Below are 18,374 nucleotides of genomic sequence, written 5' to 3'. Positions count from 1 at the left end.
ATCCTCTTCTGGTTCTATGATTGGTTCTGGTGCAAGATCTAGTTCTTGAGGAAGCTCTTCTGCTGAATCTTTTGGTAATGAACCTCTAGGACTGGAAGGTGGTTCTGGTTCAGTGATTGGTTCTGGTGCAAGATCTAGTTCTTGAGGAAGCTCTTCTGCTGAATCTTTTGGTAATGAACCTCTAGGACTGGAAGGTGGTTCTGGTTCAGTGATTGGTTCTGGTGCAAGATCTAGTTCTTGAGGAAGCTCTTCTGCTGAATCTTTTGGTAATGAACCTCTAGGACTGGAAGGTGGTTCTGGTTCAGTGATTGGTTCTGGTAGTGACTCTAGTTTTTCGGTTAATTCAGATTTAGGAATTGAGAATTCTTGTATATCACCAAGGTAATCTAACTTCACTTTATTTCCATCAATTCTGAGATATGGAGTGCCATCAATTGAAAATGTTTCAATTTTATGTCCTTTTTTCCAAGAATTATTTCCACTATAGATTGTAATGTAGATTAATCCATTCTTAATATCAGATGCAATTGTTAAACGATCTATGGGCTTTCCTTTAGTAATGCCTTGTTTTGTTTCTTGATGCCTTAGTGCAACATTGATCAAATGCTCGGAGTCATAACTGACTTCAGAAATTAAATAGTCAGCCCATTTATCCATTATAAAAAATAATGATTGATGTCTAGTAAATAAGCAATTAGAATTAAGGAAATTCTGATCAAATTATTTGCCAAGGTGATTTTGAAAAAATGAAAATAATAGAAATAAGATTATAATTGGCAAACACCGTACATAATCAAATGGAAATATCAATAGAACCTTGGAAAAAATTGATAATTCATGAAGTAATTGAATACCAGTTTGACGATTGGGTAAAACAAATTGCATTCAGCACAAGATCATCAGGTGGAGGAATACCTACAATGCAATGGACAAATGGAATTGTATTTTCACCAGCAAATTTTCCCACTACAAATGTCACTGCTGAAGAGCAATTGAAAGGGATTTTACATTGGTCATCAGTATCTTTTGCAATTAAAGAAAAATTTGAAAAACAAATTGTAAAGGAAAATGCAACCATAAATTTAGTAGATGTAAGCGTAAATGAGATTTTCAAAGAATTGGCAACAAGTTTGAAAGCTCAATCAAAATATCTAAATCTTGAATCTGGCAAAGTTCAATGAATATTGAAGAAAAAATAAAAAATTGTGAAATTTATCTAAAACAGATCAAAAAATATGATCCTGATCCATTTTATGTAAATCATTTTTTTAATGAATATATCGATTCAATAAACAATACTTATGATGATATTTTCAAAGAAGCTAACAGGGATTTTGGATTATTTATTGATGGGGAAATTACACAAGAAAGATTTGATGAAAATGCAAAAATGAAAAATGATGAAAATGCAAAAAAATTTTCAGAGTGGTTTTCACAAAAATTTAATCAAGAGCACGAAAATACATATCCAAATTTTATGAAAAAAATATGTGAATTAAAGAGTAAATCACAAAAAATTCCTGAAATTAAGATAATGATCAGAGCATCAGACCGTTACAAAAATGACATAAATCAACAAATCATAGTTAATCTAAGTAATGGAAAACTACGAATGAAAGAAGAATTAGACATTGAGATAAAAAGACAGTTACCAATATTTTTAGAAATTATTAATCATAAAAGAAATAAAAAAAATGAGCCTAAAGTGGGTCAAAATCAAATAAGGGTATCTACATTTTTAGATATTGAAGATCATATTGACATTGAAATTGCATACACATCTAAAATTTACATCCCAGTTTTGAAAAGATTAGTTGATGAATCAAGGAAAAAAATTAAAGAATTAACATCATGGAAATAATTAGACTAACTTTAAAATCCAAAAATTGAGGGCGTGGTCTTGATTTTAATTATTGGCAAATATGAAAACCCATGTTCAATGGTATTAGAAAATTCTGGATCTTTTCCTGTATTTCCTTGATATTTTAGAAAATGTTTTGAGGGTTCAGAATTTAATTTTACATAATTGAAATTATAGAATACTTCATCCATTTGCAATGATGTAATGTATCCAATTACCCAAGATTCTTTTTGTTGAAGTGTATACAGAGTAAGATTAGATTCATCTGGAAATTCTGGATCATATGTTAATCGTGCTAAACTTCCCAAATCTTTAACTTGAATTGGATGAAATTGATCTGAGAGTTTTTTGGATTTTGCTGGAAGTGATGAAATTTCTGATTCCATATGAATAATCGGGGCATAGTGAGAAATATTTTTTGTTGATTCCACAATATCACAAATTTCTTTATCTCCTTTTACTTGATATGAAACATATCTACCAATTTTTGAAATGGGGGCATAAAAAATCAATAAAGTATTTGCAAGTGCAAAACTGCTTGAAATGATTCTCAAGTCGTTTAGATCTTGAAAATATACTCTTCTAGGATATTCTCTAAATGCGCATGCATATCTTGCTAAATCATCAAAACTTGATAATTCGATATAGCATTCATTCTGAGTAACTTCCATTACAAAATTATGAATGAATTGTGTTTTATTCTTTTGAAAATACAGAGCATTTGATAAGTTCCAGAGACTTGATCTATTATCCAACTATTACCAATCATTACCAATCATTACCAATACTATATATATCAGTGCAGATATGAGATAACATGAGCACACAAACTCAATCAAACAACGTATATTCAATGTACAAGCAAAATGTGCAAAAATACTTTGAAAATATTTCAAAAATTACCCCACAATATTTTCAAGCTATGACACAATTGCATGAAGAATGTATCAAAACATGTGAAAAAACAATCAATGCATCTGTATCTGTTCAGCAAGAATTTGCCAAGAAAGCTGGTATCACAACCGAGATTCCAGAAGCTGCAAAAACTGCAATTATTGATACCAATAAGCAAATTGTTCAAGCAAGTACAGCAAACAATCAATTTGTAAAAACAACAATTGATGCAACTGTACAAAATTTCAAAACATTCAACGATAACATAAACTCATTTGCCGAATTGAATAAAAATACAATCCAATCCTGGATTAATCCCATCACACAAAAAAACTAGTGTGATTATTTTTCTTTTTTTCTAAAAAATGATAGTTTTCAATGACTTAAAACTTCCTGAAGTTAATATGATTTGTAAATAATAGTAATTTGTAGAAGTTAATAATCAATAAAAATTCAATGTTTTGAAATATTTTGAATTTTTTTTAGATTTTGTTTATCAAAGTATTCCATTATAAAATGAAAAATAATCAGTTTACCAAAAACAACCATTGAGATTAATGCCAAGATAGATTCATCAAGATAAAACAAATATGTTGTTACTCCAATTGCAGTCATTATTTCTATAGCAGTGCAACTACAAAAAAAGAGTAATTTTTGTCTCAATTCAATGAATTAAGATTTTGGCCACATTGTACTCCAAGTTTCAGCAAATTTCTTCATCATTTCACCATAAGCATTCATTTGTTCTAGCCCAGATGAACTGAGTGTCTTTTGCCAATTCTCGCTAAATTGTTTGAAAGTGGAAGCATTTGAATCACTTAGGGCTTTTTGCCAATTTTCTGTAAATTCCTTGAAGGAATTCATTCCAGCATCAGCCATTGATTTTTGCCAATTTTCTGTAAATAGTTTCATAGTTTCAGTACTAGATTCAACTGTTGCTTTATCCCATACTTGATTGAATTTTTCTTGCATGTCACTACTTGCTTTTTGTATTTGTTCATAAACGGTTTTCCAGTTGTCAAGTGATTTTGTATATTCTTGCCATAAAGAATCCCATTCATTATTTTTATCCGGTTCAGACAATAACTATAGTTAGTTTATGCTATTCTTAAATGGATCTATAGAAATCAGCAGTTTATTTTTGACGATTTCTTAGACGTTTTTCCATTCGAAGTTTACCTTCCTCAAATTTGATTCTGTCTTCATCTGTTTTAAGGGCTAATTTTGGAGCATGTGTGGGTTTTCCATTTGAACCAAGGGCCACAAATGTTACAAACGCAGTTCCAGTAATAGTTCTAATTCCAGTAACAATATCTTCAGCTTCTGCCTTTACTTCAATTTCCATTGAAGAGTTATGAACATAATTGATTCTAGCATTTAATGTTAGAACATTTCCAACAAATACAGGTTTTAAGAAATTAACACTATCCATAGAAACAGTAACTGCATTTGATTGAGAATGTCGCTGAGCAACAATTCCTGCAACCATATCAATATGTTTTAAGATTTCACCGCCAAACACATTTCCTGCAGGATTTGCATCAGAAGGAAACATCCTAACAATTACTTCTGCATGAGACTCTGAAGGACTTTTTTCACGTATTTGGGGGTTTTCTGAGGACATATTTTATTTCAAATTGGTTATTTATTCATCCAATTTAATTTAATCAGTTGATTTGATTATTTGAGATATTTTTTTAGATTAATTTTATCAATTTTTGGTATTTTAGCTAATTCAAAACCTTCTGGACGTTTAGAAAGTGAGCGTGTAGCATCAATTCCCATTTTAGCAGTTTGTAATTTCTTTTGATCACTAGAAGGATCAAGACTTGAACCACGAACGTTCTTAAGAATTACTAGATCTTTGTCAGCTTGGAATCTTGTAGCCAAGGCATATTCTACTGATTCTGCATTATTTGGATCAATATCTTCATCGACTACAATTACTTGTTTTAATGAACGATGAGATTCAAATGTTTTTTTAATAATTTTTTTAGGATCAGAATCACTTTTCTTTTTAATTTGTACAACTGCATGTAACCAATTACAGCCCCCATTTGTCATAGAGACTTGTAGTGTTTGAGAATATGCTTTTTTCAATTCACCATTTAATTTAGATTCGATTGGCATTCCCATAAGTAATCTATGTTCTGAGTATCCTGAAAGCACATCATGGAAAATTGGGTTATTTCTATAAAATAGATTTTCAAGTTCAAAAACAGGTTGAGATCTTTTATGATCATATGTTTGAAGCATTTCAACCATCCATTCAGGATGAGTTTTATCGCGAAGAATTTTCCCTTCCATAACAATTTCTGAACCTGATGGCACATTCAATCCTGAAAAAGGAAGTTTTGCTAAAGTTAGTTTTCCACCCAAAAGTGAATTTGCAATGTCAATCTCATCTTTTCCCCATTCAGCTTGATATGCACCTGCAATAGAAATTGCTGGATGGACACCTACAGTAATTGCAATTTTGAGATCTTCTCCATGTTCTTTTGCATCAACAAAACATCGATGAAGATGACGTCCTTCAACCATACGGATAGAAAAATGAGTTTTATCAATTGGCATTAGTCTATGAAATGAAGAGTTTTGTTTTCCAGTTTCAGGATTTTTGGCATATGCTACAGATGATGTGATAAAAGGACCAGATTCTTTTTCAAAATGAGTTACAATAGGCATGGAAAGTAGATTTTTTGACTTATTTTCCATGAATTTTCCTGAGGGCGCAATTTTTGGCGTTTTAGCTTTTTTTATTGCTGAGATAATTTTTTCATGGATATTATTTTCAGTTCCTCCAACTGCCAAAGCAAATCTTTTCCGAGTTCCAACTAAATTGGAAACTAATTGAAAATTACTTTCCTTGATATTTTCAAATAAAACAGCATAAGAGCCGTCAACTTTAGCAGTTATTCCAGCAATCTCAAATTTTGTTGAAACCTTTGTTTTTATAATTTTGAGATCGTTTATCTTTTTAATTTGAGAAATATAATTTCTTAAATCACTCATTCTCAATCATTTCCATAATCTCAGACATTAAGGCTTTTGCAGTATCAGTTTCTAGTTCTTTTTGAATAAATACTGAAACTAAAGCAATTCCTCTAATTCTTGTACTTATCCTTTCAGCTACAAGTTTTAAAAAAAGAGAATCAGTTCTTGCTGGAATAACAGTAGTAGTAATAGGTGTAGGTCCTGTAGCTAAAGAGGCAACAATTGAGCCAATTTTCTTAGAACCTTCAGTTACTGAAATAAAATACCCATTTTCAAATTTTTGTATTTGTAAAAAGAAGTTACGGCTCTCCAAATTTACCGTTTTCTGGAAAAATCCATCTGGAGAGTTCAATAAGCTATGAACAAGTCTTATGCTTTTATTGCTATTGATTCATTCTCATGAGCAGATGCAACTTTAACTTCAGGATTCTTCTTGCAGTTCTTTTCATGTTTATCTGGATAAACAAATAGTTTTTCACAGTGTTTACATGGAGATTTTTCTTTAGTTTTTGTTGCAACTTTGGATTTTGCCGCTTTAGTTTTTGCAGTTTTTGCTTTTGATTTACTTTTGGCTTTTACCTCAACTTCAATTTCTTCTGGTTGGGTATCAGCAACTGCTTTAGCTTCTATAGAATCAGCCTCAACTCTTGCCCGTAATTTTGCTTTGTATTTTAGATTACGTGGTTTTGTTCTTAATCTATATCCACAACATGGACACCAAAGTCCTTCCCATTTGATGAATATTTCACAAATTTGGCATCGACGCTGTCCAGAAGCATATCTTCCGGTTCCAACAGGCTTTTGAGCCTTATATCTAACACAAATTCCTTTACAAGTCATCTTGGTATTTTAATATAGAATTCATAACTATATAAGCATGGATCGATAAAATTTACAAAATAATTTTAAAAAGTTGTAAATATTTTAGATTATAAAACGATCAATGGTATTAGTTTCAAAAAAAATCAAGAAATCTTCCATAAATATGTATAGCTTATTTCAAGACCATAAATTTTGAAAAAATAATATGTATACATATAGTTGTTTAAGAAAAAATTTCATAAAATATCAGAAAAAATAAAAAAAATTGAAAAAATCATCATACTTTCATCATTGAAGAATTTAAGTACTCATAAATTATTTAAAAAAATTAAAAATTTTGAAAAATATAATTTATTTTTGATTTTTTACCCAGTAATGGACAGAGGTAATACTGAGTATCGAAAACCATCACGTTGAGAGATATATTTTGCTGAAAGCATATCCCGTTTTCCACGTTGATTAAAATTTTTAATTTTCATACTAGTTTTACTTTCATCAACAAATTCCAATTCAAATGATGAACAAAATTTTAGATTCAACATTGAAACTATTTTTTTCGCAATTACCATATTTCCATTTCCAATTTTGATAATCTTTCGTTTTGCTCTTAGACCTCCTAAAATTTGAATAATATGAAAAACAAAGTCTTCTACGAATAAATGAAAAGAGCTCTCAATTTCTTGACCATAATAAAAAACTGATAAACCTATTCGTTGACCAGGATCAATTCCTAAAATTAAAATTTCTTCTTCAAAATCTAGATTTAGTTTTTGCATCATTATACCTCTAATCACAGTTGAATGATGCTCAAAGATATCTTCATGGAGTAAGAGTTTTTCACATTTTTTTGGCGATTCTTTTTTAGTAGTAAAAATTAGATGGCCAGAATAACTAGAAATATCTTCAGGGAGTATAGAATCAAAAGACAATTCTAGTTTCTTGAGATATGTTGAAAATCTATAGTAAGGCTTTCCATATGTAGTAGCAATTCCAATACGAGTATTCAGTAAGGGATCTATGAATAATTTTATGAAATATGAAATTTAGGTTTATGCCTTCAAAACAGTTGACACCACATGTTTCACTGCTTCATCAAAATTGGCATCAATCGTTGATTTAATTTCAGATAATTTAGTATCTCCTTCTTTTGCAATTCTTGAAGACTCAGCAGTTGCTTTTTCTTTAGATGCATTAATAATTACTTCAGCTTCTTTTGTAGCCATTTCTCTAGTCTTTTCTAACAATGCATCAATTTCATTCTGAGCTTTTAGATTCAATTGTTTTTTCATATCGCCAACTTTGCTGTTTATAGAATCTAAATCATCTTCCAAGGCATTCAGAGATTTTATAATTCCAGTTACTTTGGATTCTGCCATACTACTCATTATACTCCAAATTTGATAAATCCAATACTTAAATCATTCATTTTTGGTGGATTTTTAGGCACAAAATGATAGAATATTTAGAATTATCCAGTTGTTAAAAGTAAGATTGCTCTAGCTAGATCGCCTTTGGCCTCCTCTAAAGCATTTTTAGCCTTTTCTTCATCAACTCCTGCTTGTTGACTAACAAGTTGAATATCCTCTTCGGAGTAAATTGGAACCTCTAATTCTCTTTCCTCATAACTATCTGCAGTTACAGTAAAAATTGAGTTATCCTTTGCTTTCATTTCAGTCACTGCTGGTTTGGTGATAATAATCTCTTTTTTATCAGTCTTAATTATTACTTCTTGAACATTTGATAATTCATTCATGTCTAGACCCATCTTATCCATCATCCTTCGCATTTCGCGATTTCCGCCTCCTCGCATCATGATTCTATTTCCTCTTTAGGACTTTTTAAACTATCTCTGACTTTTATTGCCACACCTCGATTAAAATCAGATATCATCTCATGTGATAAGACAGCCTTGCCAACTGCAATTACTCGGTCTTTGAACAATACTGGCGTATCAGCAGAAATTCTCACTTTATTACCACACCAAACCACATGTTTACAAAATACTGATTTGCCTTCCATAACAAAAGGTGCAGCATCTTGGTTTATCTCAATACAATTTTCTTTGAATGTTTTACTTTTCAGTAAAATTTGTGCAAAGTAAGGACTAATTGCTAAACCCCCATCTATTCTCAAAGTGCACAATAATTTTCCATCATGTGAAACAGTACGTATTCTTCCAGTCTTTCGTGAAAAAGTCATTTCAATATTTTTTGGGAGATGTTTTGAAACGCCATTACCAAATAATGCATCAAGCGAATACTGGAGTTTGAGAATTTGTTCCATACCCACGATATTTTTAATTCTAAATATTAGTTCAATGTTAAACCATATTACAACTTTGAAACTATATAGATAGGCTTAATCTCTTTAGATTATGGATGAAAGGGAGGAAACAAGGAAAATTCAATTTACTGGAAAATCATCATACATAGTTTCACTTCCTAAACAATGGATTATGGAGTTAGGGCTAAAACAAGGAGATCAAATTAGAATGGTGAGAAAAGGTTCATCAACTTTAGAACTATATCCTCCAAAATTTGAATCTAGAATTCAAAAGAAAGAAGATGCAGTAATTGAAATAGATGGTGAAGAAAAAGCATCATCCATAATTAGAAAATTAATTTCGTTGTATTTTCTAGGATTTAAGACAATTAATGTTAAACCAAAAAATGGTAGATTAAGCCCCAACCAAAGGAATACGGTAAAAGAAGCTGTAAAGAGAATGTTAATGGGTTCAGAAATAATTTCTGACTCTAGTGCAGGAATAACAGTTCAAGTTCTTGTAAACCTATTAGAATTATCAGTGGATGGTGCCTTTAAGCGAATGATACATTTAGCAAAATCAATGTCTAGTGATGCAATTTTAGCTGTTAAAGAAAACAATCTAGAATTGGCACAAGAAGTAATCAATACAGATGATGAAGTAGATAGATTTGGCTTTTACATTATTCGTCAATTAAAGATAGCAATACAAAATGAACATATGCTAAAAGAGATGGGTTTTAGAAACGCCAGAAATTGTCTTGGATACAGACTAGTTGTAAAAAATATAGAAAGGGCAGGAGATCATGCATCATTTATCGCAAAAGATCTTTTAGAATTTAAAAAACCAGTTAAAAAAGAGATTTTAGAGAAACTTCAGGATATGAATGAATTTTGTTTATCAGTTTTGGATGATTCTTGTTTGGCTTTATTCAAAGAAGATTATGTACAAGCAGAAAAAACTATTGAGAAAACAGCTGAAATTGCCAAATATGAGAAAAAAGTACGAGATGCCTCAAAATCATTAAAAGATGATGAGGAAATTTATAGAATTAGAAGAATGTCTGAGAATATTAGAAGGGTTTCAGAATATGCCAGTGACATAGCAGAAATTGTATTGAATATGAATATTGAAAAAGTATTGAAAAAAACGGAATAATTATCAAAAAAGGTTAAGATTGAAAAGAAATGAAATCAGCAATTTTAATCACATATGATCAGGAAGATTCGATAAACGAGGCTAAAGGACTATGTGATGCTGCAGGATATGAAATAGTACACATAATCCAACAAGATTTCCTACAAAAACCAAAGTATGGTATTAGTGGCGGAGTTTTAGAAAGGCTAGAAGAAATATCAGAGAAGCTTAGACCTGATGTAATAATATTTGATGAAATTTTAAAACCAAGTCAAAATTATAATCTAGCTTCGGTCCTGCATAGAGAGGTTTTAGATAGAGAAGGATTAATTCTTGAGATTTTTGAAAGTAGAGCATCCAGTGCTGAATCAAAGTTGCAAGTGAAATTAGCCCAATTACGATATGAGATGGCTCGAGCAAAAGAAAAAGTTCGTCTTGCAAATATGGGAGAGCAACCAGGTTTTATGGGAATTGGAAAGTTTGAGGTAGATGTGTACTACAATGATATCAAACATAGAATGCAAACAATTAGATCTAAACTTGAAAAAGCAGGAAAACAACGAGAACTTCATAGACAAGGCCGAAAGAGAATGGGTTTCAAAACAATTTCTCTAGCAGGATACACATCTGCAGGAAAAACTACATTATTTAACAAAGTAACAGGTGAATCAAGAGCTCAAAGTAAAGAGCTGTTTACAACACTTACAACAACAACACGAAGGGTAACAATTGAACAAGAGCCATTCTTAATTGCAGATACAGTTGGATTCATCAGTAAACTACCTGCATATATGATTGATGCATTCAAATCAACTTTAGAAGAACTAACATACACAGATATCATTATTTTAGTAATTGACATTAGTGATTCTGTATTTGAATTAAAAAAGAAATTTTCTAGTTGTATGAGAACTTTGAGTGAATTAGGAGTTCAAAAAGATAAGATAGTTTATGTGTTAAATAAAGATGATTTGCTAAAACAAGATGAAGTAAGTCGAAAAATCGACATACTAAATTTATCTGAAAATAAAAAACTAATTTCAGTTTCTGCAAAAACAGGAAAAAACCTAAAGGAATTAAAAAAACTAATAAAAAATATTTCAGAAAGTCATGATTCATACAAATTTAATAAAAATTCATCTAAAGGAGTTAAAGAGGCATTTGGTAATTGAAGTAGTAAGAATTGGACAAAGACTAGTTAGAGATGACAGAGTAACAACTCACGTAGCACTCGTTTCAAGAGCATTTGGTGCTGAAAAAATTTTCATGAGTGAAATAAATCCAGAGATCAAGGATACCATAGAAAAAATAAATAAAACTTGGGGAGGAAAATTTGAGGTAGAGTTTATTGATAAATGGAAATCAGTTGTTAAAAAGAAAAAGGAGGAAAACTTCAAAATTGTTCACCTTTCAATGTATGGTCAAAATATCAACAATGCTCAAGAAGAACTCCGAAAAGAAGAAAATTTGTTAATTGTTGTGGGAGCAGAAAAAGTTCCTAGAGAAATTTATGAATTAGCAGACTATAATGTGGGAGTTGGAAGTCAGCCTCATTCAGAAATTAGTGCTCTGGCAATTCTCTTAGATCGTATTCAAAATGGTAAACAATTTGAGAAAGACTTTCCAGATGCAAAAAGAAAGATCATACCCACAAAAAATGGTAAAAATGTACAAGTAAAGGAAACAAGGGATTAATAGTAGAAAATCAGGAGTCATTAGAGTTGGTAGACAAATACGAAGATCCTTTTGTTAGAATCGCCTCCATGATTGGAGGAGATGAATATCTCAAAGTTGCAAGATCATTGCTTAAAGCCGAAGATGCTACTGACGAAGAGATTGCAAGCTCTACAGGTCTTAGAATTAACATGGTGAGAAAAGTATTGTATGATTTGTTTGGAAAATCGCTAATTACTGGAATCAGAGTTAAAGATGAGAGAAAAGGTTGGTTTGTCTACAGATGGAGAACGAGAAGAGAAGAAGTTGAACATTTCATCGAAAACCAAAAAAAGAAAATTGAAGAAAGATTACAACAAAGATTAGATTATGAAAATGCTTCTGATTTTTATCATTGTGGTAATGAAGACTGTCCAAGAGTAACATTTGAGAGTGCACTTGATGGTATGTTCAAATGTCCTTCTTGTGGCAATGTTTTAAACCTAAAGAAAAATGATAAATCTAAAAAAGCATATTCAAAGAAAATTGACGAGATAAAAAAAGATATGCAGCAGACATTTTGATTTGTTGTGATATAAGGATAAATACAAAATCAGAGTATTATGAATATGTCCGAAGATGATTCATTATCTATTTGTAATGTTTGGAAAGGAAACACATCAAAAATTATCAATGAATTAGAATCTCAAATTCCATCACATTTTCAAATATATTCAGATATGTACAAAGAGTATCTTCATGCTATAGACGATGTTTTTGGCACATGTGTTTTATCAGAAAAAGAATTTTTTGATAAATTAAATATTGATCCCAATTTTTTGAAAAGTCTTGGAAAGTATTCAAATTTTCTTAGTAGTATTTGCATAAATCAAATTGAAAACTATGATAATTTTCTGAAATGGTATTCGCAAATGAGGAATTCAGGCATGAAATCATATGAAGAATTCACTCATACAATGATGGATTCCTATTCAAAAACACTTTCTAATTTATCAAAGGATATTAAAAAATAAGTTAGAGATTAAATAGGAGAAATTCTTTGAAAAATCCTTGAGTCAAATTACTACAGTTAATCCAGCAACAGGAGAAGAAATTGAGACTTATTCTGCCATGGATAAAAATCAAGTATTTGAGTTAGTTGGAAAAGCTAAAAGAGCTTTCCCAGAATGGAAAAAAGATTATGAAAAGCGTAGAAGTTATGTTTACAATTTAGTTGAATATCTAAAGAAACACAAAACAGATCTAGCTAAAGTCGCAACAATGGAAATGGGGAAAGCCCTCAAAGAATCAATTGGGGAAGTTGAAAAATGTGCTTGGGCATTAGAGTTCTATGCAGATAATGGAGATAGTTTTCTTGCTGATGAAGTATTAAACACCGATGCCAGAAAAAGTTTTCTTACTTTTGAGCCATTGGGGGTAATTGGTTCTATAATGCCCTGGAATTTTCCTTATTGGCAAGCATTACGATTTGCAGCTCCATGTTTAATGGCAGGTAATGTTATCGTTATGAAACCATCCAGAGTAACAATGCAGTCTGGAATTGAAATTGAAAAAGCATTTACTGAATCAGGAATGCCTGATGGAATTTATCAAACAGTAGTAGGAAGTGTTGATTCTGCAAATCATCTAATTGATTCTGACGTTAACGCTGTGACTTTTACTGGTAGTACAAATGCTGGTGCAAAAGTTGGGGAAAGAGCTGCAAAAAATTTGAAAAAATGTGTTCTAGAATTAGGCGGAAGTGATCCGTTCATAGTATTAGATGATGCAATAATTGAAAAAGCAGCTGAAGGTGCAGTTAAGGGTAGATTCATCAATTGTGGTCAAAGCTGTGTAGCATCAAAAAGATTTTTTGTTGGTAAAAATATTGCAGAAGAATTTACTGAATTATTTATCAAAAAAGCTTCTCAACTCAAAATAGGCGATCCTATGTCAATAGAAACGGATGTTGGACCAATTTCAAATAAAGAAGGCTTGGAAACAATTTCTGGAATTGTAGAAGATGCAAAACAAAAAGGAGCCGAAGTTCTTTTAGGTGGTTCAAAAATAGATGGAAAAGGATTCTTCTATCAACCAACAATTCTTAAAAATATTAAGCCAGATATGAGGATTGCAACTGAAGAGACATTTGGGCCAGTAGCACCAATCACAGTAGTCGAAAATGAAAGTGAGGCAATCAAATTAGCTAATGAAAGTGAGTTTGGTTTAGGTGCAAGTATTTGGACAAAAGATCTTGCTAAAGCAGATAAGATGTCAAGGAGAATTGATTCAGGAATTGTAAGTGTAAATAATGTAGTAATTTCAGATCCTAGAATTCCATTTGGTGGAATAAAACATAGTGGATTTGGAAGAGAATTATCAAGATATGGAATGCTAGAATTTGTGAATCTAAAATCAGTTAGATTTTATGATAATTTATCACATCACCATTACGTAGAATAGATTTTTAATTTTTGCTAGTTTAACTTTAGGTTATTCTTCTTCATCGTCTAATTCATTTTCATCGTCTAATTCATTTTCATCGTCTAATTCGTCATCATCACATTCTTCTAATTCAACATAAGTAGGATTTCCATCTTCGCCAAAGAAAATTTCAACACAAATATCCTTAGCCAAGGTATTAGCCAAAGTTTCAGCTAATTCTTTCGGGAAATTTCCCAATCTACTAGGATCTGAAGAATACCGATATTCAGTAATTTCATCTTCATGGTAGAAATCTAATTCGATATCACCATTAGCAAATTTTCTAACTCCCATTACTTGACCGAATATACTAAAAGACAAATCTAATTACCCTGTTCTAATAAATCATGTGAAAGGTTTTCAGCTAATTTCTCATAATGTTCTCTAGATTTTCCCAAATCTGTTAGTTGGGTTTTTTCAATTTCATTTAGTTCGTCATCTACTTTTTTGGAAACATATTGTAATCTTGCTTCTGCCATCATGAATAATCGATTATTTTCTTTCCAAAGATGTTCTGTTACATGTTCAACATATTGTTGCATATCACTAATCAATTTAGTAGAATCCCCTGATGAAAGATATATTTTAGCAGACTCTTCCATTGCAGTTCCAATTTCTCGTGAACGCTGATGATCAATTAACATCATTGCAATAGGACCCATATTACTAGGCATTCCAGCTTTTTCTAAAGCAGGGAACAATGATTTTTCTTCTTTAGTATGATGGCAAACATCAGTAAAGTTTTTTGAAAAATCAATTACTGGAAGTAAAATTGATTCTGGAATTTGTTTACCGTCATTTAATAATTGAACTGTAGATTCCATTGCTTTGATTACTTTTTCTATTAAATCATGATCTCGTCGTAATGATGTAGTTGACATAATAATTTTAAAGAAAATCCAATATCTATATCTTATTTATTATAAAAAAATAATTAAAAGATAGAAATTAGTTAACGATTAATCGTTAACAAATCATTTTAACGATTAGAAAGGCTCTTTGATTTTACAAATGTCCAAATCTTTTTGGTCATTTCACTTGGAGCAATTGGTTTATTGCCAAATACTTGTTCTACAGTTTCTTTACGACCTGCAAAATTTATTGCATATCCGCCAAATGCTGGTTTTTTTGTTTTTGATTTAGTAGCCTTCTTTTTTGGTGCAGCCTTCTTTTTTGGTGCAGCCTTCTTTTTTGGTGTAGCTTTTCTTTTTGTTGTAGCTTTCTTTTTTACTGCCAATTTCTTGTAATTTTATTTCAAAGAAAGTATAATAACTTACACTTTTGAATAATTCAACACTAGGTGGTTTTTGAGCCTCTTCATAGATTTAAGACGTAGATTTGGTGAATTTGAGATTTTTTTAAATCCTTTTCCCTCAATTAGAGAAATAGCGTTTTTGCCTCCAATTAGAAATGGGGACAAGGTGATAATCAAATCATCAAAAAGATCATATTTTATAAATTCCCAATTAACGGTCCCCCCTCCTTCAACTAAAACTGATTTAATTTTTTTATCTAAGAGTTTTTTTAATAATAATTTGATATTAATAGAATTATTTCCTGCAATGATTATATCGATAGGAAATTTTTTGAGTTTATCAAGATTGGATTTGCTAATTTTATGTGATACAGCTATAATTGTTGGTATTTTGTTACTTGTTCGAATTATTTTTGAATTTTTTGATATAGTTCCTTTAGAATCTAAAATAATTCTAATTGGGTTTTTACCTTTAGTGTGACGTACAGTTAACATAGGATTATCAATTAAAACAGTATTTTTTCCTACAAGTATTGCATCTACTTTGGATCTTAGTTTATGTAATCTAACACTATCTTGTTTTGAAGATAGTTTTGAATCTCCTGTAACGGTTGAAATTTTTCCATCAATAGATGTTGCAGCACTCAAAGTTACATGAGGTCTAGATTTTACCATGTACTATTTTTCCTCCAATCATTACTGCTCTAATTGCCGATTCTGATGCTCTATGAACAATAGATGCATACGGATTATGCATTGGTTCTAAATCTAAAGCATGTTTATCAAGTAATATGCAATCTGCAATTTTTCCACTTTCAATTATTCCAATATCTCTTTTCAAAACTTTTCCTCCATTTACTGTAGCCATTTTAAGAATTTCTTTTGGATCAATTCTTTTCTTGTGAATTCCCATAGTTGCTTTCCAAAGAAAATCCATTTCTCTGAACATGTCTGGGGAATTTATCATTACGTTATCGGTACCTAATGCTAAGACACATCCTGTTTTTTGCATCATTATTATATCAGGGATACCCTCAGCAAGTGAAGAGTTAGCTCTAGGACAAATTACTATTCCTTGAGTTTTTTTGGCAGTACTAGTTAGATCGCTTTTTGAGGCAAATGTCATATGAACTAGAAAATGAGGCTTCATTGATAATGCTCTAGTTGTTTCAGATTTTCCTGTGATTTTCTTCGATACAGAGACACTTTGTTCAGTTTCTGAGGAATGAATGGCTCTAAGTTTTGTTATTTTTGAGTATTGATCTAAAACTAACGTACTATTCTCATTAGCACCACTTACACCAATTCCGTCACATTCTTTGAGAAGTGCATCAAGATCAGCAAGTTTGTCTAATGGAAATGGCTGATTTTTACGAATTTCAGTTGATTTTTGATAAAATTCTAGTCTACCCAAAATTATTGAACGTATGGGGATATCAGATAGTACTTTTTTGAGTAAAATTACTCCATCTAATCCACCCTCTCGAAAATCTACAAAGGTAGTAATTCCTTTTCGAAGCATTGAATGACATGTATTTTTCATAAAATTTGACAAATTTTCTTGTGAAGTGTTTTTTAGAATTTTTGATTTAGCTCCAAAGACAGGATGAATTTTTTCATCCACTGAACTGTCGAGTGTGACATCTTTTCCAATAGAATCACCAATGTGTGTATGTGCATTAATGAAACCTGGAATTAACAAAAGACCTTCACCATCAATAGATTCTTCATTAGTGTCAGGTTGAATTTTTGATTGAATTTTTTTAAAACTATTATTTTCAATTTTCACATTAGTTCTTAATATAAAATCTAATTCTGATCCTTGTAATACGCTAATATTTTTTATCAACATGATAATTCATAAACTTCAGGTTTTTCTTTTCCTGAATCTCGAATTTCACGTATCGTATCAAGAGATTTTGTGGCTAATTTCACTGCCTCTCTACTAGTATGAGCAATTCCTATTCCACAATTTAAAGAAATTTCATCGTTATCTTTTATCATGTTTATGAATTTCTGTACAGAATTTTTACCATCGTCACTTGCAACTACCATAAAATTATCCCCACCCATAAAAAATGTAAGAGAATTTTTTTCAAGAAAATATTGTGACATTTTGGAAAATAGTCCAAAAATTATTGTTGTTATTTCATATGGCGAATTACTTTTTCTTCGTGAAGTAAGATCATCCACATCTAAATGCATTATAGTTACTTTTGAATCAGATGAATTTTTAACAAATCCAAAAATTTTATGCTCCTCATTTAAAACAATTTTATTTTTCTTTCCATCATATGCTTTCAAATTTGCATCAAAAGGAGAATCTCCAAACCCAATTGAAATGTCTAATCTAACATCAAATGATTTTTTAAGTATTTTTTGGATTTCAATATGTTCATCTAAACCAAGTCCATTAGAAACTACAAAAAATTCATCTGCTCTGTTAAGAAAAACCAAGCAGTTTTTTTCAGAAAATTGTTTTTGCACTTCTTTGTAAAGTGATGCCTGAAGCATTTGTAGTTCATGCTCTCTATCACTACCTAATGTTAAGGTCCAAGGACCATATCCAGTAATTTTGAGAATACTAAGTTGAATCATTTTTCAATCCTCTTTAATTCATTAGAAATTTTGACAACAGCTTCTACTGCCCTTTCTGCAACAGGTCTTATTCTAGCGTAGGCATGTCTTTCCTGCATTCCAGGACCGGATATTCCTAAAGAGACTGGTTTTTGATATTTTATTGATAATGAAGTTAATGCCTGAGCAGCAGAATGTGATATTACTTCATCATGTTTTGTTTGTCCTTTAATTATAGCACCCAAAGTAACTACTGCATCTACATCATTTTTTTGTAATAATGAATCCACAATTATTGGCATATCATAAGCACCAGGAACAGTACACGTATGTAATATTTTCAACTTTAGAGAATTTGCTTTTTCTTTAGCTACTGCAAGCATCCTAGATGTCACTTCCTCATTGAATTCTGAAACTACTATTGCAATATTCAA

Annotated in this window: 28 protein-coding genes; 9 read left to right on the top strand and 19 right to left on the bottom strand. The window is 30.9% G+C overall.

What is annotated here, in order from left to right:
- On the bottom strand, positions 1–657 hold a 657-nt coding region (locus ACW9W3_RS08345; protein WP_457765688.1), incomplete at its 3' end, for a hypothetical protein.
- Between the two features lie 140 nt (positions 658–797).
- Between ACW9W3_RS08345 and ACW9W3_RS08340 the strand changes: the two genes are divergently transcribed.
- A complete protein-coding gene (locus ACW9W3_RS08340) occupies positions 798–1,181 on the top strand; it encodes a hypothetical protein (protein ID WP_457765687.1) in 384 nt (127 codons plus the stop codon).
- Positions 1,178–1,861: a hypothetical protein gene (locus tag ACW9W3_RS08335; RefSeq protein WP_457765686.1), complete on the top strand. Its 684-nt coding sequence runs from the start codon at positions 1,178–1,180 to the stop codon at positions 1,859–1,861. Before ACW9W3_RS08340 ends, ACW9W3_RS08335 begins: the two co-directional genes overlap by 4 nt.
- 11 nt (positions 1,862–1,872) lie before the next feature.
- On the opposite strand, the gene ACW9W3_RS08330 is transcribed toward ACW9W3_RS08335, so the two are convergent.
- Positions 1,873–2,532 carry a hypothetical protein gene (locus ACW9W3_RS08330; RefSeq protein ID WP_457765685.1) on the bottom strand — a complete coding sequence of 220 codons (660 nt, stop codon included), beginning with the start codon at positions 2,530–2,532 and terminating at the stop codon, positions 1,873–1,875.
- 146 nt (positions 2,533–2,678) lie between these two features.
- On the opposite strand from ACW9W3_RS08330, the gene ACW9W3_RS08325 reads away from it, so the two are divergent.
- Positions 2,679–3,092 carry a hypothetical protein gene (locus ACW9W3_RS08325; protein ID WP_457765684.1) on the top strand — a complete coding sequence of 138 codons (414 nt, stop codon included), beginning with the start codon at positions 2,679–2,681 and terminating at the stop codon, positions 3,090–3,092.
- Between the two features lie 116 nt (positions 3,093–3,208).
- On the opposite strand, the gene ACW9W3_RS08320 is transcribed toward ACW9W3_RS08325, so the two are convergent.
- The 10 genes from ACW9W3_RS08320 to ACW9W3_RS08275 form a co-directional block, all read right to left on the bottom strand.
- A complete protein-coding gene (locus ACW9W3_RS08320; RefSeq protein WP_457765683.1) occupies positions 3,209–3,370 on the bottom strand; it encodes a hypothetical protein in 162 nt (53 codons plus the stop codon).
- Positions 3,371–3,427: 57 nt separating this feature from the next.
- Positions 3,428–3,838: a hypothetical protein gene (locus ACW9W3_RS08315; RefSeq protein ID WP_457765682.1), complete on the bottom strand. Its 411-nt coding sequence runs from the start codon at positions 3,836–3,838 to the stop codon at positions 3,428–3,430.
- A gap of 52 nt (positions 3,839–3,890) precedes the next feature.
- On the bottom strand, positions 3,891–4,379 hold the full coding sequence (locus ACW9W3_RS08310; RefSeq protein ID WP_457765681.1) for an acyl-CoA thioesterase: 489 nt from the start codon (positions 4,377–4,379) through the stop codon (positions 3,891–3,893).
- Between the two features lie 56 nt (positions 4,380–4,435).
- Complete coding sequence (locus ACW9W3_RS08305) at positions 4,436–5,767, bottom strand: UbiD family decarboxylase (protein WP_457765680.1); 1,332 nt, start codon at positions 5,765–5,767, stop codon at positions 4,436–4,438.
- Positions 5,760–6,101 carry a hypothetical protein gene (locus ACW9W3_RS08300; protein ID WP_457765679.1) on the bottom strand — a complete coding sequence of 114 codons (342 nt, stop codon included), beginning with the start codon at positions 6,099–6,101 and terminating at the stop codon, positions 5,760–5,762. Before ACW9W3_RS08300 ends, ACW9W3_RS08305 begins: the two co-directional genes overlap by 8 nt.
- 17 nt (positions 6,102–6,118) lie before the next feature.
- Entirely contained in the window at positions 6,119–6,589 is a 471-nt protein-coding gene (locus ACW9W3_RS08295) for a hypothetical protein (RefSeq protein ID WP_457765678.1), read from the bottom strand.
- Positions 6,590–6,936: 347 nt separating this feature from the next.
- On the bottom strand, positions 6,937–7,500 hold the full coding sequence (locus tag ACW9W3_RS08290; protein WP_457765677.1) for a hypothetical protein: 564 nt from the start codon (positions 7,498–7,500) through the stop codon (positions 6,937–6,939).
- A 120-nt stretch (positions 7,501–7,620) separates the two neighbouring features.
- Positions 7,621–7,947 (bottom strand): hypothetical protein, encoded by a 327-nt coding sequence (locus tag ACW9W3_RS08285; RefSeq protein ID WP_457765676.1) that lies wholly within the window; start codon positions 7,945–7,947, stop codon positions 7,621–7,623.
- Positions 7,948–8,039: 92 nt separating this feature from the next.
- Positions 8,040–8,381, bottom strand: coding sequence for a nascent polypeptide-associated complex protein (locus ACW9W3_RS08280; protein WP_371505107.1), 342 nt, complete (start codon positions 8,379–8,381; stop codon positions 8,040–8,042).
- Complete coding sequence (locus ACW9W3_RS08275) at positions 8,381–8,854, bottom strand: PUA domain-containing protein (protein WP_457765675.1); 474 nt, start codon at positions 8,852–8,854, stop codon at positions 8,381–8,383. The genes ACW9W3_RS08280 and ACW9W3_RS08275 overlap by 1 nt, the downstream gene beginning before the upstream one ends.
- A 91-nt stretch (positions 8,855–8,945) precedes the next feature.
- Here ACW9W3_RS08275 and ACW9W3_RS08270 point away from each other — a divergent pair, with 91 nt between their 5' ends.
- Genes ACW9W3_RS08270 through ACW9W3_RS08245 form a run of 6 tightly spaced genes read left to right on the top strand, consistent with a single transcriptional unit; the run spans position 8,946 to position 14,087 of the window.
- Complete coding sequence (locus tag ACW9W3_RS08270) at positions 8,946–9,992, top strand: PhoU domain-containing protein (RefSeq protein WP_457765674.1); 1,047 nt, start codon at positions 8,946–8,948, stop codon at positions 9,990–9,992.
- A gap of 29 nt (positions 9,993–10,021) precedes the next feature.
- Positions 10,022–11,143 carry a GTPase HflX gene (hflX, locus tag ACW9W3_RS08265; RefSeq protein ID WP_457765673.1) on the top strand — a complete coding sequence of 374 codons (1,122 nt, stop codon included), beginning with the start codon at positions 10,022–10,024 and terminating at the stop codon, positions 11,141–11,143.
- On the top strand, positions 11,133–11,666 hold the full coding sequence (locus ACW9W3_RS08260) for a tRNA (cytidine(56)-2'-O)-methyltransferase (protein WP_457765672.1): 534 nt from the start codon (positions 11,133–11,135) through the stop codon (positions 11,664–11,666). Before hflX ends, ACW9W3_RS08260 begins: the two co-directional genes overlap by 11 nt.
- Before the next feature lie 26 nt (positions 11,667–11,692).
- Positions 11,693–12,208, top strand: a complete 516-nt coding sequence (locus ACW9W3_RS08255) for a transcription factor (RefSeq protein ID WP_048114906.1) — start codon at positions 11,693–11,695, stop codon at positions 12,206–12,208.
- Between the two features lie 45 nt (positions 12,209–12,253).
- Positions 12,254–12,658, top strand: coding sequence for a hypothetical protein (locus tag ACW9W3_RS08250; protein ID WP_457765671.1), 405 nt, complete (start codon positions 12,254–12,256; stop codon positions 12,656–12,658).
- A gap of 37 nt (positions 12,659–12,695) precedes the next feature.
- On the top strand, positions 12,696–14,087 hold the full coding sequence (locus ACW9W3_RS08245) for an NAD-dependent succinate-semialdehyde dehydrogenase (protein ID WP_457765670.1): 1,392 nt from the start codon (positions 12,696–12,698) through the stop codon (positions 14,085–14,087).
- A gap of 30 nt (positions 14,088–14,117) precedes the next feature.
- Here ACW9W3_RS08245 and ACW9W3_RS08240 read toward each other — a convergent pair whose 3' ends face one another.
- From ACW9W3_RS08240 to ribH, 7 genes are all read right to left on the bottom strand, one after another.
- Positions 14,118–14,429: a hypothetical protein gene (locus tag ACW9W3_RS08240; protein WP_457765669.1), complete on the bottom strand. Its 312-nt coding sequence runs from the start codon at positions 14,427–14,429 to the stop codon at positions 14,118–14,120.
- A 2-nt stretch (positions 14,430–14,431) separates the two neighbouring features.
- Entirely contained in the window at positions 14,432–14,989 is a 558-nt protein-coding gene (locus ACW9W3_RS08235) for a hemerythrin domain-containing protein (protein ID WP_457765668.1), read from the bottom strand.
- Between the two features lie 98 nt (positions 14,990–15,087).
- On the bottom strand, positions 15,088–15,345 hold the full coding sequence (locus ACW9W3_RS08230) for a hypothetical protein (RefSeq protein WP_457765667.1): 258 nt from the start codon (positions 15,343–15,345) through the stop codon (positions 15,088–15,090).
- A 36-nt stretch (positions 15,346–15,381) separates the two neighbouring features.
- A complete protein-coding gene (locus ACW9W3_RS08225) occupies positions 15,382–16,038 on the bottom strand; it encodes a 2,5-diamino-6-(ribosylamino)-4(3H)-pyrimidinone 5'-phosphate reductase (RefSeq protein WP_457765666.1) in 657 nt (218 codons plus the stop codon).
- On the bottom strand, positions 16,025–17,215 hold the full coding sequence (locus ACW9W3_RS08220) for an amidohydrolase family protein (RefSeq protein ID WP_457765665.1): 1,191 nt from the start codon (positions 17,213–17,215) through the stop codon (positions 16,025–16,027). Before ACW9W3_RS08220 ends, ACW9W3_RS08225 begins: the two co-directional genes overlap by 14 nt.
- Positions 17,209–17,961 (bottom strand): GTP cyclohydrolase IIa, encoded by a 753-nt coding sequence (locus tag ACW9W3_RS08215; RefSeq protein WP_457765664.1) that lies wholly within the window; start codon positions 17,959–17,961, stop codon positions 17,209–17,211. Before ACW9W3_RS08215 ends, ACW9W3_RS08220 begins: the two co-directional genes overlap by 7 nt.
- On the bottom strand, positions 17,958–18,374 hold the full coding sequence (gene ribH / locus ACW9W3_RS08210; protein ID WP_457765663.1) for a 6,7-dimethyl-8-ribityllumazine synthase: 417 nt from the start codon (positions 18,372–18,374) through the stop codon (positions 17,958–17,960). The genes ACW9W3_RS08215 and ribH overlap by 4 nt, the downstream gene beginning before the upstream one ends.

The sequence above is a fragment of the Candidatus Nitrosopumilus sp. bin_68KS genome (assembly GCF_054095825.1).
The sequence above is the reverse complement of the archived record's forward strand: the minus strand, read 5'-3'. Positions and strand labels throughout refer to the sequence as shown.

Excerpts from the sequence above, each read along its gene's own strand:
- ACW9W3_RS08340 (WP_457765687.1), top strand. The coding sequence starts at position 798 with ATGGAAATATCAATAGAACCTTGGAAAAAATTGATAATTCATGAAGTA.
- ACW9W3_RS08335 (WP_457765686.1), top strand. The coding sequence starts at position 1,178 with ATGAATATTGAAGAAAAAATAAAAAATTGTGAAATTTATCTAAAACAG.
- ACW9W3_RS08330 (WP_457765685.1), bottom strand. The coding sequence starts at position 2,532 with ATGGAAGTTACTCAGAATGAATGCTATATCGAATTATCAAGTTTTGAT.
- ACW9W3_RS08325 (WP_457765684.1), top strand. The coding sequence starts at position 2,679 with ATGAGCACACAAACTCAATCAAACAACGTATATTCAATGTACAAGCAA.
- ACW9W3_RS08320 (WP_457765683.1), bottom strand. The coding sequence starts at position 3,370 with ATGACTGCAATTGGAGTAACAACATATTTGTTTTATCTTGATGAATCT.
- ACW9W3_RS08310 (WP_457765681.1), bottom strand. The coding sequence starts at position 4,379 with ATGTCCTCAGAAAACCCCCAAATACGTGAAAAAAGTCCTTCAGAGTCT.
- ACW9W3_RS08305 (WP_457765680.1), bottom strand. The coding sequence starts at position 5,767 with ATGAGTGATTTAAGAAATTATATTTCTCAAATTAAAAAGATAAACGAT.
- ACW9W3_RS08295 (WP_457765678.1), bottom strand. The coding sequence starts at position 6,589 with ATGACTTGTAAAGGAATTTGTGTTAGATATAAGGCTCAAAAGCCTGTT.
- ACW9W3_RS08285 (WP_457765676.1), bottom strand. The coding sequence starts at position 7,947 with ATGGCAGAATCCAAAGTAACTGGAATTATAAAATCTCTGAATGCCTTG.
- ACW9W3_RS08280 (WP_371505107.1), bottom strand. The coding sequence starts at position 8,381 with ATGCGAGGAGGCGGAAATCGCGAAATGCGAAGGATGATGGATAAGATG.
- ACW9W3_RS08275 (WP_457765675.1), bottom strand. The coding sequence starts at position 8,854 with ATGGAACAAATTCTCAAACTCCAGTATTCGCTTGATGCATTATTTGGT.
- ACW9W3_RS08270 (WP_457765674.1), top strand. The coding sequence starts at position 8,946 with ATGGATGAAAGGGAGGAAACAAGGAAAATTCAATTTACTGGAAAATCA.
- hflX (WP_457765673.1), top strand. The coding sequence starts at position 10,022 with ATGAAATCAGCAATTTTAATCACATATGATCAGGAAGATTCGATAAAC.
- ACW9W3_RS08250 (WP_457765671.1), top strand. The coding sequence starts at position 12,254 with ATGTCCGAAGATGATTCATTATCTATTTGTAATGTTTGGAAAGGAAAC.
- ACW9W3_RS08235 (WP_457765668.1), bottom strand. The coding sequence starts at position 14,989 with ATGTCAACTACATCATTACGACGAGATCATGATTTAATAGAAAAAGTA.
- ACW9W3_RS08225 (WP_457765666.1), bottom strand. The coding sequence starts at position 16,038 with ATGGTAAAATCTAGACCTCATGTAACTTTGAGTGCTGCAACATCTATT.
- ACW9W3_RS08220 (WP_457765665.1), bottom strand. The coding sequence starts at position 17,215 with ATGTTGATAAAAAATATTAGCGTATTACAAGGATCAGAATTAGATTTT.
- ACW9W3_RS08215 (WP_457765664.1), bottom strand. The coding sequence starts at position 17,961 with ATGATTCAACTTAGTATTCTCAAAATTACTGGATATGGTCCTTGGACC.